General features: G+C 41.4%; 9 protein-coding genes. 3 read left to right on the top strand and 6 right to left on the bottom strand.

Features of this window, described 5'->3' with window-relative positions:
- Positions 1–58 precede the first annotated feature (58 nt).
- From devC to ACM0OR_RS10670, 3 genes are all read right to left on the bottom strand, one after another.
- Complete coding sequence (devC, locus tag ACM0OR_RS10680; protein ID WP_414576204.1) at positions 59–1,237, bottom strand: ABC transporter permease DevC; 1,179 nt, start codon at positions 1,235–1,237, stop codon at positions 59–61.
- 95 nt (positions 1,238–1,332) lie between these two features.
- Positions 1,333–2,757 carry an HlyD family efflux transporter periplasmic adaptor subunit gene (locus ACM0OR_RS10675; protein ID WP_323265556.1) on the bottom strand — a complete coding sequence of 475 codons (1,425 nt, stop codon included), beginning with the start codon at positions 2,755–2,757 and terminating at the stop codon, positions 1,333–1,335.
- 1,292 nt (positions 2,758–4,049) lie between these two features.
- Positions 4,050–5,807: a serine/threonine protein kinase gene (locus ACM0OR_RS10670; protein ID WP_323265557.1), complete on the bottom strand. Its 1,758-nt coding sequence runs from the start codon at positions 5,805–5,807 to the stop codon at positions 4,050–4,052.
- A 1,013-nt stretch (positions 5,808–6,820) separates the two neighbouring features.
- Here ACM0OR_RS10670 and ACM0OR_RS10665 point away from each other — a divergent pair.
- Positions 6,821–7,540, top strand: a complete 720-nt coding sequence (locus ACM0OR_RS10665; RefSeq protein ID WP_414576203.1) for a PEP-CTERM sorting domain-containing protein — start codon at positions 6,821–6,823, stop codon at positions 7,538–7,540.
- A gap of 280 nt (positions 7,541–7,820) precedes the next feature.
- On the opposite strand, the gene murJ is transcribed toward ACM0OR_RS10665, so the two are convergent.
- A complete protein-coding gene (gene murJ, locus ACM0OR_RS10660; RefSeq protein ID WP_414576202.1) occupies positions 7,821–9,425 on the bottom strand; it encodes a murein biosynthesis integral membrane protein MurJ in 1,605 nt (534 codons plus the stop codon).
- Between the two features lie 293 nt (positions 9,426–9,718).
- On the opposite strand from murJ, the gene ACM0OR_RS10655 reads away from it, so the two are divergent.
- Complete coding sequence (locus ACM0OR_RS10655; protein ID WP_414576201.1) at positions 9,719–13,252, top strand: GAF domain-containing protein; 3,534 nt, start codon at positions 9,719–9,721, stop codon at positions 13,250–13,252.
- Positions 13,253–13,336: 84 nt separating this feature from the next.
- Here ACM0OR_RS10655 and ACM0OR_RS10650 read toward each other — a convergent pair whose 3' ends face one another.
- Positions 13,337–13,843, bottom strand: coding sequence for a pentapeptide repeat-containing protein (locus ACM0OR_RS10650; RefSeq protein ID WP_190696444.1), 507 nt, complete (start codon positions 13,841–13,843; stop codon positions 13,337–13,339).
- Between the two features lie 179 nt (positions 13,844–14,022).
- On the bottom strand, positions 14,023–15,528 hold the full coding sequence (locus ACM0OR_RS10645; RefSeq protein ID WP_414576200.1) for an LCP family protein: 1,506 nt from the start codon (positions 15,526–15,528) through the stop codon (positions 14,023–14,025).
- A 116-nt stretch (positions 15,529–15,644) separates the two neighbouring features.
- On the opposite strand from ACM0OR_RS10645, the gene ACM0OR_RS10640 reads away from it, so the two are divergent.
- Complete coding sequence (locus ACM0OR_RS10640; RefSeq protein WP_414576199.1) at positions 15,645–16,709, top strand: mannose-1-phosphate guanylyltransferase; 1,065 nt, start codon at positions 15,645–15,647, stop codon at positions 16,707–16,709.
- The last annotated feature ends 183 nt before the right edge of the window (positions 16,710–16,892 follow it).

Below are 16,892 nucleotides of genomic sequence, written 5' to 3'. Positions count from 1 at the left end.
GACTAAATAAAGATTATTTATGGTTAATCTTTAATTCATACACTTTGATAACAGCATATTAGAAAATATCTGCTGGATCGGCAGACTTCAATTTTCTAACCGCAATTGTCCCAGAAACAACACACATAATAAACGTCAAAATCAACACGGTAATAGCACGTTCTAAGCTCATGAAAACAGGTAATAATGTAGCGTCCCTGGCAGTTTTATACATGAACATTGTAAAAGCCCAGCCGGGCATATAACCTAAAAAAGCTAAGATTATAGCCTCTTGGAGAATAACACCTAGTAGATATTTGTGGGTGTAGCCTATGGCTTTCAAAGTAGCATATTCAGATAAATGGTCTGCTACTTCTGTATACAAAATCTGATAAACAATCACAGTTCCCACAATAAACCCCATGATTGTCCCTAAACTGAAAATAAACCCAATAGCTGTACTACTCGCCCAATAATGACGCTCAAAATCAATAAATTCCTGCTTGCTTAAAACATTGATATCTTCAGGTAAGTAATTACGCAATTCTTGGACAACAGCGTCAGTATTAGCTCCTGGTTTTAATTTAATTAAACCAATATCAATTAATCCTTGTTGACGATTAAGAAACAACCGCAAAAAATTAACATCACTGGTGATTAAATTACCATCAGCACCAAATGAAGCACCTAAAGTAAATAGTCCACCAACTTGAACGCGTCGTCTGCGAACTTCTGCGGTGACATTTTTGCCTTCATCAAAATATTTGGCAATGGGGCCATATTCTTGTCGAGAAGAACGGTCAAATAAAACAGTATCAGGCAGTTTGAGTTTATCTAAATTTTCTTGCACTCCTTCTAAGTTAAAGACATTAGTCTCTGGATTAATCCCAAATACAAGAATGCTTCTAGTTTTACCAGTATCAGGATTTTTCCAAATCGAGTAATCCAAATATATAGGATGTACAGATTGTACTGACGGTAATTCTAAAGCTTTATACAACCGTCGTTGTGAAAAGCTTTTCATTGCCAGTACAGCATTAGATTGACGATTCAGCAAGACAATTTCACCTTGCAAGCTGCCATGTAACCGGACGTTACTGTAGTACAGAGCATCCCGGAAACCCAGCTGCATAAACATCAAAATGTCCGCAAAGCCGATTCCTGCCAAAGCTACAGCTAGGCGAGTTTTTTCTCGTGTTAGTTGTAGCCATGCCAGAGGTATTTTCTTACGATTAATTGCTGTGAAGAAATTAGTCATTAGTCATTAGTCATTGTATTTTTCTTCCCCTGCTTTCCCTGCTTACCCTGCTACTCTTCTTCCCTGTCCCCTGTCATCTCTCACCTGTCACCTAATTAGTTATTAATTTCAACCATTACCTTGGCGTAGGTTAAACCAGAAACTTTTTCACTATCTTCTGGTGACAAAGTAATTTTTACTTCTACAACTCTGGCATCAACATCAGCTGCGGGATCTGTGTTTAGTACATCCTTTTTACCGATTCTTCTACCAATTTCGGTGACAGTTCCTTTTAATTCACCGCTAAAAGCACCATTGTTGCTAGAGACAGTGACATTTTGACCAACACGCACTCTACCAATACCGTCTTCAGGTACTTCTGCAATTACTGTCATTTGTTCAGTTTCACCCATCTCAGCAATACCTTCTGAGCTAATGGATTCGCCTGATTTGGTGTGAATTTTTAAAACTTCCCCAGCTGATGGTGCTTGCACGTAGCTTAATTTTAGTTCTGCTTCGGCTTTTCTGACGTTAGCGATCGCATTACTAACTTGGGCTTGCGCCATCTGCACATCAGTAGGACTAACTTCCACCAGTCTTTTGAGTCTGGCTTTTTCTTCGTCAATTTGTCTTTGCAAAGTGTTGATAGTTTTCTCTCGCGTAACTCTAGCTTCTATTAGCTGCTGTTGCAAAGTTGATAAAGTTTTAACTTGATTTGCTCTAGCCTCAGCTACTTGCTGTCGTATAGTCCCTACTGCTTGACGGAGGGCGGCTTGGGTTTCAATTACCTGTTGATTAGCAGTAATCGCACTCAATCGCCTTCTATCTCTTTCTTGCTGAGAAATTGCGCCTTCTCGGTAGAGAAAATCGTAGCGTCCCGCATCCACTTGAGCATTACGTTGCTCGGCTTGGATGCGATTGAGTGTAGCTCTTAAACTATCTTGTTGGCCTCTGAGTTCCGCTTCTAAACGATTGACTGTAGCTTGTTGAGCAATTTTTTCGGCACTTAATTGGGCGGCTATGCGAGTAATCATGGCTTGCTGGGCTTCGCTTTCTCCCCGTAACTGAGCTTGCAAGCGTGCAATGACTGCTGATTGAGCTTGAATATCTCTCGGCGACCCTACTCTAACTTGTGCCAAACTAGCACGGGCTTCTTGGAGTTTTGCTTTTGCTTCGTCCATAGCCGCTAGTTGAGTATCATGATTGTCTAAAATGGCAATCACTTGTCCCTTTCTCACTCGTTCTCCCTCTTTGACGAAGAGCTGCTTGACTCGTGAAGATGATTGCAATCCTCCTGCTGGTGCGGAAAGTCGAATCACTTCGCCTTGTGGTTCTAAGCGTCCCAAAGCACTAATACTACTAGCAACTGGTTTGATGGGTACAGATGGGTTGAACTTGCTGATTTGCTCAAATTTTGCTGTAGCTAGTAAGCCAGCAGCAACTGCTACTGGTAGGGCTACAGCAAGACCCCACCAAATCTTAGGTTGTTCTAGCTCAAGTGGCTGCTCTCTTGAGCTTGGCTGCTCAGTCACCCTTGACATGGTTTTTTACCCGTTTATCTGAAATTGTGTTGATGAAAGTCAAAAAGCGAGGTTACAAATTCGTAATTAAGAATTTCCGACTTTATCTAGTATTTGATGTTATGCCTGATAAATATTTCAATTCACAGCTTTTTTAAATGGCGATGACCTTCGGTCGGCTGCGCCCCATCGCCTACGGTGGGTGGGTACGCCATTGCCAATAACAAGCTATGAGGGTAAGATGCAAATTTATGATGTTAACTATCTATAGCCATCCAGACTTCAGAGTCCTGGTTTTTCAAAGAAACCGGGGTTTTCTGCTCTCACAAATGATTTAGGTTAGCTATATCTTTTTGTGCGTAGGTTATGAGTTAGGCAATCTGATTTTGCAGATAGATTTCAGTTTGTCAAACTCTGCCAAAATTTTCTGCAATCTATATGACTTTATTGGGCTTTTTTGGGGAGTTTTTACCACAATTATCATCAAAATACCATTTATGCAGATAAATTTTGTACCACAAGATAACATTTTACAAAAACTATCTCTACCACTTGATGAACATGATTTATGGTTGATTGCAGCAGTCAAAATATGGTTTTTGAAACATATTTTTGATACTGTAGCAAGTCTTTTTTAAGTTTAGCAATGGCGAATAAACGTATTTTAAATGATGTATTTCTAACTGGGGATAAATTAAATCAAAACTCAAAATTAAATAATTCGTGGAAATTGGTAAGGAACAAAATAAGTATTATGACTCATACCCTATCTAACTTTTCACGGTATCTGGAAAACCTCTCTCTAAATCTCTCTCCTGCAAGGAGAAAGACTTTGAAATCCTGGTTGGGAAGTTAGATTTTCCGTGGACTTTTCCTCATGAAGTGAAAAGTCAGATACCCTGTGAGTAATGAAAAGTTAAAAAAGATACAGCAAAAAATAATTTAAATTTTATATTTTTTAAGTATTATTGGGGATGACAAATATAATTTGTGCCGTAGCCAGGCGGCTGTATCGAGTTTTCTCAGTAAATAACGTGAATGAAGCGGTTATAAAGAACTTATAAAAATCATATTAATTCTGCTTATTATAGTGGTCAAATCCGAATTTAAGTTTTAGAATCGAATCGTAATCAACTATACCGAACAAATTATAGTCTATCACCTATATAAACCCCCTGATGGCCAAAGAAATACCATCAGGGGGTATTAATTTGGGCATGAGGAATTGGGGTGAAATATTTCATACCCCCCTCTGCTCCCTGCTCCAAATCCCCAATCCCCAATCCCCAGTCCCCAGTCCCCAGTCCCTCACTCTATCGCCAGCCTAAAAACTTTAAGCTGGGGACAACTAGGTAATAACTTACTGCTAACCAAAAGCTAGTAAAGATACCGACGGAACTGAAAAAGGCTATGGGTAAGGATAATTCTGACCACAGGGGACGACTAGAAAATTGTAAGACAGTGGTGGGAAATCCTAAAATTAGCAATGCGGCAAAACCCATTGCTGCACCAAAGCCTCCGAGTATGGCATAAACTATGTGATGACTACGAAAACGTGTACTCAGTGCTAACAGAAAAACAGCGATCGCAGTTGCTGCTACTAAACCTTCACCGCGATCGCTAGTTGATGTGATAACTTGCCACAATAACCAGCCGAAGACGTAGCTGGTTGTACCCATCAATGAGGCTGTTAAAAACCGTCGTCGTTGACCAAAACACCCCGAAATCGTGAGTCCCCAGGCTGTCCCTAAGCCTGCGGCGGCAAATACTAAGATTTCTGCACCCACAGCAGGTTGAGATTTAGTAGCTAATTCGGGTAGCTGAGTAGAGATCAATTCAACGAAGCGATCGCCTAAGCTGGTGTGATATGCCAAAATAAAGCCAAAAATTGTGCCAGCACCAGCACCCAACCCTGTCAGTAGCATTGCCCAAATCGTAGATATACAAGCTGTGAAAATTTGGAATATTGTCTTAACTGTCCACAAACATATTTTGCGAGCAGTTTTACCAAAGTCGCCTAACGCTTGTTCCGTCGCTTGCACTAAAAGTTGAGATTGGTGAGCAACTTGGGTTAAAACTCGCTGGACACTGGTTTCTAGTGACGATGAAGATGGTTGAGTCATTTTGGCTAGCCGTTTTTGGATGATAGCAGCATTGGTTGGGCGCGATCGCACATCCTCATTTACCATCTCATCTAATAAATCTGCTAACTGGGGATTTACATTTACCCGATTCCGCCACTGCAAAACCCCTGTTTGCTGATCTTCCAAATCTGCGGGATACTTCCCTGTCAGCAATTCAATCATAGTTCGACCAAGGGCATAAAAATCAGCTTCTGGCCCGACGTTTCCCCCCGTCACCTGTTCTGGCGGACTGTAACCAGAAGAAAATAACCTTGTAGAACTAGATTCGTGACGCAGCCTTGCCGCTTTAACGTGTTTTGCTCCGCCAAAATCAATTAGCACCAATTGTTCCCAGCCAGTCCCCCCTTGATTTGGTAGTGCTGTCGACACAGGAGTCCGCAACATCAAATTTGAAGGTTTGATATCGCGATGAATAATTTGACGCTTATGCAATTCCTGTAAAATTTTTAGTGCTTGAATCAACCAGTTAACAACAACGTCCTCTGGACAACCTTGGGGATAATTTTCTAAAATCTCCCCCAGAGTCGGCCCGTTGATTTTTTCCATCACCAGACAAGCTAACTGGCGCGGCTTGGGATTGGTCAAATTAACCTGAAAATGTCCATCAGCTTCCACCTTCGGCACTCCCGGATGCCGCAAACTCACCAAAACCGCCGCCTCTTGCGTAAATAATTCCAGTGCCTTCGGTGACTCTTCTACCAACACTTTCAGCACTTTTTCGCTTTGTGTGACTTCATCCCAGACTGTGTAAATTTGGGCGAATCCCCCCGCACCCAAGGGTTGTATCGGCACATAACGATCTAACATCTGTAGCACTGCGCCACAGCTGTTACAAAACTTGTTTCCCCAAGGTTGGGGATAGGGACGTTGACAGTCGGGATTTATGCAGTGAACTGCGTGAACCGCACTCTTACTGATGTGGGACACAACCGCTACATGACAAAGGCTGACTTCAGTTTAACGTAACGTGAGTTCGACGAGTTTTAAAAACCCCTCTCTAAACCTCTCCCCTGCAAGGCTACGGTGTACACAAAAAGTCTTAAAATCCCAGTCAACACTTGCTTTATAGCCCTTCAATGTCATTCTGAGTGGAGCAGAGCGGAAGGTTCGCGAAGCGTTCCGGAGGAAAGAATCTCGGACTTGCACCGTAGTCTCTAGATGTTACCCTGCGGGAACGCTTTCAGCGAACATTTCGCTGTCGCTACATACTCCTACGGAGAAGCAAGCTACAACATGACAGTTGAGAATTTTCTCACGGTTCTGAAATGTATGTGGGTAGCACTTGTGTGTACACCGTAGCCCCTGCAAGGAGAGAGGCTTTAACTTTTCCCCCTTCCCTCGTAGGGAAGGGGGTTAGGGGGTTAGGTTTCGCGTTAGCTTTTCCACATAACGTGAAAAGTCAGTTTAGCTACCGTATATACAAAAGTTATCGAATCACTATCAGTCCTTGAATTACCCCACCCTAACCCTCCCCTTGGAAAGGCTTGTGTGTGTATACACCGTAGCTTTTCAAGGAGGGATGAAGGGGAGTAAAACCATAAATATAGTTATATAGTTGGTTTGAAAGCCCCATAAAACCAACTTTTCCAAAAAGTCGAGGTTCTGGTCTAGAATTGGTATATGTGATGCTATAAATCAATAAATTCAATAAAGCCTATCTTTATTATTTCCACAGAATAAATTATCAAGTATTTTATTAAGAAAAATCAATAAAAGCAATATACATTTAATGCAAAGATTTGATGAACTATACAACTGAACATTGTAAAATTACGTTCATTCTGAAATGATATAGCTTAAGAACACTAGTATCAATTATTAAATCGACATCAAGTATTGTGTTATTTGCATAGCAGATAACTTTAGATATTGAATCGGGAATTAATAGTTATTTGATATCAGTGTCTCAAACTAACCGCATAAAAATAAACTGGAAACTCATGGACAAGTTTAAATCTTTATTCCTTGGGGCAACTATGGCTGCTGCAACAGTCACAGCCGTATCCTTCGCCCCCTCTGCTGCAATGGCAGTGCAGCTATTCGGAGACATAATCGTTGAAGGTGCTGCTGATTTAGGACCTAACAATCAAACTCCTGCAAATACTGGTATTACATGGACTAGCAATACAGGTACAGTTGGTAACACCTCTAACGGTAGTTTTTTACCTTTGATTGGCACTTCAGTTAACCTAAAAAACATAGCTCTAACCATTGATGACATCACACAGGTTAGTAATCCAGCACCCGTTGGTAGTAGTGCGGTATATAACTTTGCAGCTATTACTGACTTCATTAACTTCGGTGTTGTTAATAATTTGCCTGTCTTGTTTGGTCCTCCAAATCTTGCATCTGGTAATCTGACTTTTGATCTAGACGCTGGTAGTTTGGTCAGACAGGTGTTTGGAGGTGGTCAAATTCAATACAGCCTAGACGGAGCAACTGGAACATTTAAATTGGTAGGGGTAGGAGGCGATATAACTACTGCACAAGGTTTTCTTACTGGAAATCAAAGTGGTACAGCAGGAAACTTTAGCATATCTATGACCGCTCAACCCGTACCCGAACCACTAACAATGGGTGGTCTAGCCATAGGTGCAGGCTTCGGAGCATTTCTCAAAAAACGCTACTCCAAAAAAGAAAAGCAACTTGTAAAAGCTTAAACTCACACCTTTGAGCTAACTAAACATCAACTATCAACTTCATTTTGTGTTCCAGCGATAGTTGTAGTAAAAGCAAACTAAAACTCAAATTTTACAACTTAATTTGACGTTTTAGAATAGCTTTATATCAGACTAAACTAGAGTTCAGTTTCCTTAATCTATTTATATTGATTTTGTTTTAAATGTCTCAATGAAAGGTTATTCTTTTATTAACATTGTGTGTAGAGACGTTGCAATGCAACGCCTCTAAATATATTTGACGTAAGCAAATTAGATTATTTTATCTCTTCAACAATCGCTGACGCATCCGCAGAGCAAAACTATTCACCTCCGGTATTTTCAGAACTGAAACGATCGCCGCAAATACCAAAATCCCCACTAAACCAGATACGCACAACTGCAATAGTTGAATGATTAAACCCTGCGTACCCAATAACTTCTGAGTCCCCACCAAGGTAGCAAAGCTAGCCACACCCGCCACGACACTACCAGCCGTCAACCCTAAAATTGGTACACTCCACTCACGTAACGGTAAACCATTGAGGCGACGGTCAAGCAACCATAACAGCATCAACATTGAGCTACAATTTACACCGACTGTAGCTAACACCAAACCAGGCGCACCAAAAGGTTTCACCAAAATCCAATCTAGGGAAGCATTCAAGATAATATTAAAGGTACTGATACGGAAAGGTGTCTGTCCATCACCCAAAGCATAAAATACCCGTACCAAAACATCGCGCCCCAAATACGCAAACATCCCAATGCCGTAGGAAATAAGTAGTGATGAAACTAACTGCGTAGCCTCCTGTTTAAACGCACCACGTTCATACACCACCTGCACAATCGGCACAGACAACGCCACCATCAACGCCCCCAAAGGTAGCATTGTCACAGCAGTGAGTAATAACCCCTGACGAATGCGTAACTTTAAGTCTGGCCAGTTTTCTGGTTCGGCGAGTTTGGCGAAAATGGGTAATAGGGGCAACAAAATTATATTAGAAATAATCCCCAAGGGAGTCTGTACTAATAAATTGGCATAGTTAAAACCAGCCGCCGCCCCCTGAATGGGACTAGCAAAATACAAGTCAGTCGCCACATTAATCGGCATCATCCCCGAAGAAACCGTTGCTGGAGTCATGATTCTAATCACTTCCTGAACTCCAGGGGATTTAAAATCAAACCTGAGCTTTAATGTACCGAGTCCTAACCGCCACTGTACAATTAACTGCACTACCCACTGAAGAATAGCCCCAGCTAAAGTTCCCCAAGCCAATACCATCCCACCGATGAGAGCGTATTCTGGCTTAATGATGTCTTTGCCATATTGCAAAGCCAACACACCAATACCAATCACCACCGTCACACTAGATAACAGGGGACTAATAGAAAGTAACCAATATTGATTAGCGGCGTTGAGAGTACCAAAACCAATGCCAATCAATCCAGCAAATAAAGCCATTGGGGCCATAATTTGCAGTTGTTCAATAGCGATCTCTCTAGTTTTGGCATCCAAACCATAACCGACAATATCAACAATATTATCTGCCAAGAAAATCTGCGCCACCGTCACCAGCAACAGCACACCCCCCACCAAAGTAGTCACCGTTTCCACCAGTGGGGCGGCTTCTTCTTTTTTACGCTTGGCTAAAACACTGATAATCGCACTATGTAACGGCCCGTTCACACCCCCTAGTAATACCAATAAGAATCCAGGGATGACATAGGCGTAACTATAAGCAGTAGCAGCCGCACCGACACCAAAAGCAGCAGCTACTGCTTGCTGTCTGATTAAACCGAATATTTTACTAATTAACGTGGCTGCGGCAACAATGCCAGCAATCCCAGCGAAAGAACGAGAGGGTTTTTGGTCTTGATTGCTCACAAATAATACCCGACAACTCTTGCAGACTGCATACCTGACTAAATTAAACCGGAAATTTTCCAGTCTGTCAGGCTAATTTTACGTGAAATTTCTTCCGTGTGTATCACTAGCCAAAAATGGGAAATATAAAGATGTTCATATTTGAAATTGGTTATACTCCAAAAACCGTCTTGTATAGACGCGATAAATCGCGTCTTCAAACACCAATTATCTACTCAGTTTTTTACCAGTGTTCTTGAATAGAAACATAGAGTATAAAAATACTCATCATAAAATATACAAATTTTGCTCCTATGGAATCCCCTACAAATCATCTTTTATTATCCAGCACTCAACTACAAGAACAATTAGAGCAACAAAAAACCCTAGCCAGGGTAATTGGGAGAATTCGGGAATCTCTAGACTTAGAAACAATTCTCAAAATTACTGTCCAAGAAGTACGCCAGTTGTTAAATACTGACCGTGTTGCCGTTTTTCAATTTGACCCTCAACAAGACTGGGCAGGAGAATTTATTGCTGAAGATGTTGCACCAGATTGGGTATCAGCCATGTCAGCCAAAGTATACGACCACTGTTTTGGCACACAATTTGCGGCTCATTATCAACAGGGAAGAGTGCAAGCAGTTGCAGATATTTACGCTGCCGGACTAAGTGATTGTCATATAGAAATTCTCAATAAATTTCAAGTACGTGCTAACCTCATTGTTCCTTTCTTAAGAGATCGGGATCTATGGGGATTAATTTGTATTCATCAGTGTAGGGAAACTCGCCAATGGCAAGAATCAGAAATTGAATTTATTCGCCAAATTGCTGACCATCTAACTATTGCTATTCAACAAGCCAAGCATTTCCAAGAAGTCCAATTACAAGCTGTAAAATTAGCGCAAGCAGCCCAGCGTGATCAAGTAATTTTTCAAATTGTTGATCAAATTCGCCCATCCCTAGATATTGAAACCATCCTTCACAGTACAACACAAGAAATTCGGCAGTTACTCCAAGCTGACCGAGTGGCCATATTTCGCTTTAATCCTGATTGGAGTGGTAACTTTGTCGCTGAATCTTTCGCTGATGGATGGACACCTTTGGTAGATGTGCTACCTGTAATTAATGACACCTACTTACAACAAAACCAAGGGGGACGTTACGCTCACAATGAGACATTTACTGCCAATGACATTTATCAAGCTGGATTAAGTGAATGTCATGTTGTCTTATTGGAACAATTTCAGGCAAAAGCCTTTGCTACTGTGCCAATTCTTCAAGGTGATCAACTCTGGGGAGTCATCGCTGCTTACCAAAATTCTGCTCCTAGACAATGGCAAGCTTATGAAGTTGAATCTTTAAGTAAAATTGGTACACAAATTGGTGTAGCGTTGCGTCACCACGAGTTACTAGCACAAGCTCACAACCAAGCAGAGCAACAAAAGGCCTTAACTGGTGTAATTACTCGGATTCGTCAATCCCTAGATTTAGAGACTATCTTTCAGACTACTGTCACCGAAGTCAGGCAAATGCTACAAACCGATAGAGTAGCAATTTTTCAATTTAATCTTCAGCAAGACTGGGCGGGAGAATTTATTTCTGAAGATGTCGCCACTAGTTGGAACTCAATCATAGCTGCCAAAGTCTATGACCACTGTTTTGGGGAACAATTTGCAGCCAATTATCAACAAGGTCGGGTGCAGGCTGTGGCGGATATCTACGACGCACAATTGAGTGACTGTCATACTGAGATTCTGGGCAAATTTCAAGTCAGAGCTAATTTGGTAGTACCACTGGTGAAACAAGGTAATTTATGGGGTTTATTGTGCGTTCATCAATGCAACCAGCCCAGAATTTGGCAGCCTTCAGAAATTGAATTTGTCAGCCAAATTGCCGAAAACCTGGGAGTAGCCCTACAACATAACAAGCTGTTATTAGCAGCCCAATACCAAGCAGAGCAACAAAAGACATTAACTAGCGTCATTACCCGGATTCGTGAATCTCTAGATTTAGAGACAATTTTTCAAACTTCTGTCAGCGAGGTACGACAACTACTACAAGCTGATCGTGTGGGAGTCTTTCGTTTTGACAAGCAAACCAATTGGGAAGGAGAATTTGTCTATGAAGATGTAGCTGACGGCTGGAATTCGGCAATAGCAGAAAAAGTTTATGACTACTGCTTTGGTCAAAGCTTTGCCTCACTTTATACTCAAGGTCGAGTGAATGCGATCGCTGACATTTATCAAGGAAGTTTTCCACCCTGCTACATCCACATTCTAGAACAATTTCAAGTGCGTGCCAATCTAGTCGCACCGCTTTTAAAAGAAGGTGAACTTTGGGGCTTACTCTGCATTCACCAATGTAAAGCCACGCGCCAATGGCAATCTTCAGAAATTGAATTTGTCAGCCAAATAGCCGAACAACTGGGAGTCGCTTTAAAACAGGATTCTTATTTAAAGCAAGTTCAAACCCAAGCCGTCCAGTTAGCAGAAGCTAACGAGAGAGAAAAAGCAATGGAGAGGCAAGAATTACTGGCTGCAACCATTGATAAAATTCGTCAGTCTCTTGATATCAAAACTATTTTTAGAACGACTACCCAAGCTGTCCGTGAGTTGTTAGAAGTAGAACGAGTCGCTATATATCGCTTTAACTCTGATTGGAGTGGTAAATTTGTGGCTGATTCCTTCAAAGATGGCTGGAAACCCATTACACAAATTCAACCAATAGTTTTAGAAACCTTTGAAGACACACACGAAGATGATAAGTTACCCCGCAATGAAACTTTTGTTCCCATTCGCCAAGGAGAACAATTATGGGGATTATTGGTGGCTTATCAAAACTCGCAACCCCGCTATTGGAAAGATGAAGAAACAAACTTATTAGCTCAAGTAGGTGTGCAGTTAGGAATTGCTATTCAGCAAGGAGAATTACTTGAACAAACCAAACGTCAAACTCTAGAACTTACTCAAGCTTTGTATGAATTAAAACAGACCCAATCTCGATTAATTCAGGGAGAGAAAATGGCAGGTTTAGGACAATTACTTGCTGGTGTCGCCCACGAAATTAACAATCCTGTCAGTTTTATTTTTGGTAATCTGATCCATTTAAATGAATATACGCAAGAACTTTTAAATGTATTGCAGCTCTACCGTCAACATGAGTCCAGATTTCCAGATATCCAAGCAAAAGCCAAAAAAATAGATTTAGAATTTATCATCGAAGACTTACCCAAAACGCTAGATTCGATGAAAATAGGTGCAGAAAGGATTAATCAGATTGTACTGTCCTTAAGAACTTTCTCTCGTACTGATGAAGCCGAATTGAAATCAGTAGATATTCATGAAGGATTAGATAGTACCTTGTTAATTTTAGGGCATCGCCTCAAAAATAATAATCAACGCCCACCTATCGAACTTGTGAAAGAATATGGCAACTTACCTTTAATGGAATGTTACCCTGCACAACTTAATCAAGTATTTATGAATCTTATATGTAATAGCATTGACGCATTGGAGGAAAAATTTAAAACTATATGGCACAAGTATTTAGACTCATCAAAAAGCTGCCCCAAAGTACCTTTAACTATTTGGATAAACACGAAAACTGTGGATAACCAAGTTATTATTAAAATAGCTGACAATGGTTTTGGAATACCAAAAGAATTAACTGCAAATATTTTTGACCCCTTCTTTACCACCAAAGAACCAGGTAAAGGTACAGGGTTAGGTTTGTCTATCAGCCATCAAATAGTTGTAGAAAAACACCACGGTCAAATCAAGTGTTTGTCCACCCCAGGAGAAGGAACAGAATTCTTAATTGAACTTCCCTGTCCTCTGAGTAAGTAGGTAGGTGGAATTAGATGTAGGATGGGTTAGCATGGAGCAACCCTTCCTACTTAAGTGAATATTTTTAGATCAAGTTGTTTTTACTCAGCGACAACCTAAACTCTCGCGTGTAGAAATACCAGTCAAAGAATTTACCCCATCGGCTCTTTCGCACATCAAAGATACTTGATAGCGGTCTATGATAGCGTCTGTAAAATCAGCCCCAGTAATATCAGCATCATAAAAACGGCTGCGAATTAAAGTAGCTTCCGTGAAAATGGCATTTTTTAAATTTGCACCATCTAAAGTCACCCGATCTACTAAAGCACCTGTTAAATTCGCGCCTTCTAAATTAGCTTTTAATAACACACCCTTAGTCAGAACAGCATTAGTTAAATTTGCACCTTGGAAATTTGTACCCCGCATTTCCGCCGCCACAAAAGTTACACCTTTTAAATCAGTGTTAGTAAAATCACGATTTTCCAGATTGGTATTGCTGTAATTAATTGTATTAACTTGAGCAAAAGCTGGCTTGGGATTGATGATGATCCAAAACCAAGCCAGCAGCAAAATTAGAATTAAACTAAATAATCTCAGCCAAATCTTCTTCATCAATCCCAGTCCTGAGTTGCGTTAGCGGTAGCGCGGCGTTTAGCCGGTCTTGAGTTCCGAGTTAAAAATTAAGAGTGATAAGTGAATTATAAAGAATTCCTTCTTACTCAACACTCAGCACTACTCACTACTCACTACTCACTACTCACTACTCATAACTCAGCACTCAGCACTACTCACTACTTCCAATCCTTCCCAATGCGGATTGTAATGTCTGATTCTAAGTCCCCTGTGGATTTAACCTCAACTAAACCCAATCCTAAGATTTTTTGGAGGTTAATTGCTGCCGAGCGATCGCCTCTTTGCACAATAATTTGGGTTTGGCGTTGGGTATCAGGCCAAGTTGGGACGGTGTAAATATTTGTAAAGCCTTTCTGTTTCAAGTAAGCAATAACTTTTTCAGTTAGCTGAGGTTGATTAGAAGCATTTTGAATAGCAATTTTGAGCTTAGAAACTGGTCGTGAATCTGGCTTCAGACCAGGTATATCTACGCCTACATAATTATTCAATAGATTTTGTTGTCCGTTCAGATTCAGCCAATAGCTATTAGGATCTTTACTAAATTTGCTGAATGTACCAGGTAACATGGCCATTTGGAAATTATCCCGTTCCAAGTTCACGGAAAAATTCACCAAAGCCATCATTTCTTCTATCTTCAAATTTGTATCAAAATATTTCCGCATCAGCCGGGTTAATTGGGGCAATCGGGGTAAGACTGTAGGACTAGTAAGCCTTCGCAGCAATGCGGTCACTAGTGCTTGTTGTCGTTGTACCCTAGGTAAATCCCCTAAACCTTCTTCTCGGTAACGAGCAAACACTTCTGCTTGTTCGCCGTTGAGAGTTTGCCAGCCACTAATTAAACTTATCGTTGAGCCACTGCTGGGGTCTTGATATGACATGGCTGTGGGGACAAAAACTTCTACCCCACCCAACTGATCAACTAATTGCCTTAAACCACTAGTAGAAATACGGATATAGCGGTCAATCCGGGCATTATTAAGAGTCCGACTGACTGTCCGTGCTGCTAAAACTGGCCCTCCTTTAGTATTAGCTTCAGACACCCTATTTAATCCCTGTTCTGGGATAGCAATCATGGTATCGCTAGGAATTGACAGTACCCGCATGGTTTTACTGCTGGGGTTGATTCTGGTTAGGAGCATGGTATCGCTATTGCCAGAAAAGCTTTCCGGTGAGCCATCGACTGCACCTTTAACTGGCTCAATCCCCATAATCAGAATATTCATTGGTTTAGATATCTGATATTGGGAAATTTTGCTCCACAGTTCCCCAGGTAGCGGCGTTTTTTGCTCATCTTGACCAGCAAATCCCAATTCTTCGTCTGTGCGGTCTAGGTTACTCCATAAAGGAGTCCAAAGTGCCAAAGTGGATACTAATAGACCAGACATAATGATGCCTAGCACAGATGTCAAAATCCACAATAACCAGCGAGGCATTGTCAAGCCCAACCGATCATACAGCTCATTGGGAATTGCCCCTACAGACAGGGCGACATTGCGAGAACTGTTAGCTGCTTCTTCTTGAGGGATGACTTCCAGGTCTTTTGCTGATGGCGGTATGACCTGATTATCTATACGTTGTATTTGTGAAGGTCTGACCTCTAATTCTAAATTCGGTATTTGTTGAGGCGTGACTTGATTTTCTGACCATTGAACCTGTTTAATCACAATTATCTCCCCACTCATCCACTCCCTAAAAGTTATGTTAATGCAAGCCACCAAACTTGCCAGTGTCAGACCGCACTGTACACTTGAAATGTTCTAGCGTAGGTCTGTATGACAACATGAGTAGTTCTTTGTTCCCAGTAATCCTGGCAGGTGGTAAAGGTGAGCGTTTTTGGCCTCTTAGTCGCCAAGACCGACCCAAGCAATTTTTAAGTCTTGATGGTAGCTCTAGAAGTCTCTTACAAGCAACTGCCGATCGACTGCTTTCTTTTGCAGGTAGTTGGAATGACTTGTGGGTAATTACTTCTAGTCAGCTAGCTACAGGAGTGCGGCAACAATTACCAGAATTGTCATCTCTAAATTTGCTGGCTGAACCGCAAGGTAGAGATACTGCTGCTGCTGTTGCTTGGACAAGTTTGGAAATTCAAAAACGTTACGGAGACGACGCAATTATCGGCTTTTTTCCCTCTGACCACTGGATAGCTGACCCACAGGCGTTTAAACGCACATTAGATGCGGCTATCCAATTAGCGGCAAGCAAACCAGCGATTGTCACGTTGGGTATTAAGCCTACCTTCCCATCAACTGGTTACGGCTACATTGAACAAGGCGAACACATTGGTAGCTTTAATGAGTTGCCAGCCTATCACGTCAACCGCTTTACTGAAAAGCCCAACCGTGAAACAGCAGAAACATTTCTGTCTACGGGGAGATTTAGCTGGAATAGCGGTATGTTCGTGTTTCGCGCTGGTGTTGTTCTCAAGGAACTGTATACCCATGCACCAGAAATTATTGAACAAATAGCACAAAAAGGCGTTGATGTCTATCCCCAATTGCCTAAAAAAAGTATAGACTATGCACTCATGGAAAAAACCAATCTAGCATATGTTTTACCAGCAGAATTTGGATGGGACGACTTAGGCGACTGGAATGCGATCGAACGCCTCATGAAAAAACCCGAAAATCCCAACGTGGAACTTGCTACCCATGTGGGTTTAGATACAAAGGGGGCGATTGTTTATGCTACTAACCCTGAAGATGTAGTTGTTACTATTGGTTTAGAGGACGTGGTAATTGTGCGCGATCGCAATGTCACTCTCATAGTTAATAAAGAACGCACCCAGGAAATTAAGCAAATCCTCAAAACCCTACAAAGCGATCCCCGATTTACCGACTTGCTATAACTCTTATTGTATAAAACTTAAAACCCTTGGCAGATGCGTAAAACTATTGCCCGTATTATAACTTGACTGTCTGTGCTGTCAAAGGGAGCAGGGAGCAGGGAGCAGGGAGCAGGGAGAGAATTTTTATAAATCCCAATCCCCAATCCCAATCCCCAATCCCAATCCCCAATCCCAATCCCCAAT

It is taken from the genome of Anabaena sp. CCY 9402-a (genome assembly GCF_963920945.1).
GTDB lineage: Bacteria > Cyanobacteriota > Cyanobacteriia > Cyanobacteriales > Nostocaceae > Trichormus > Trichormus minutissimus.
The sequence above is the reverse complement of the archived record's forward strand: the minus strand, read 5'-3'. Positions and strand labels throughout refer to the sequence as shown.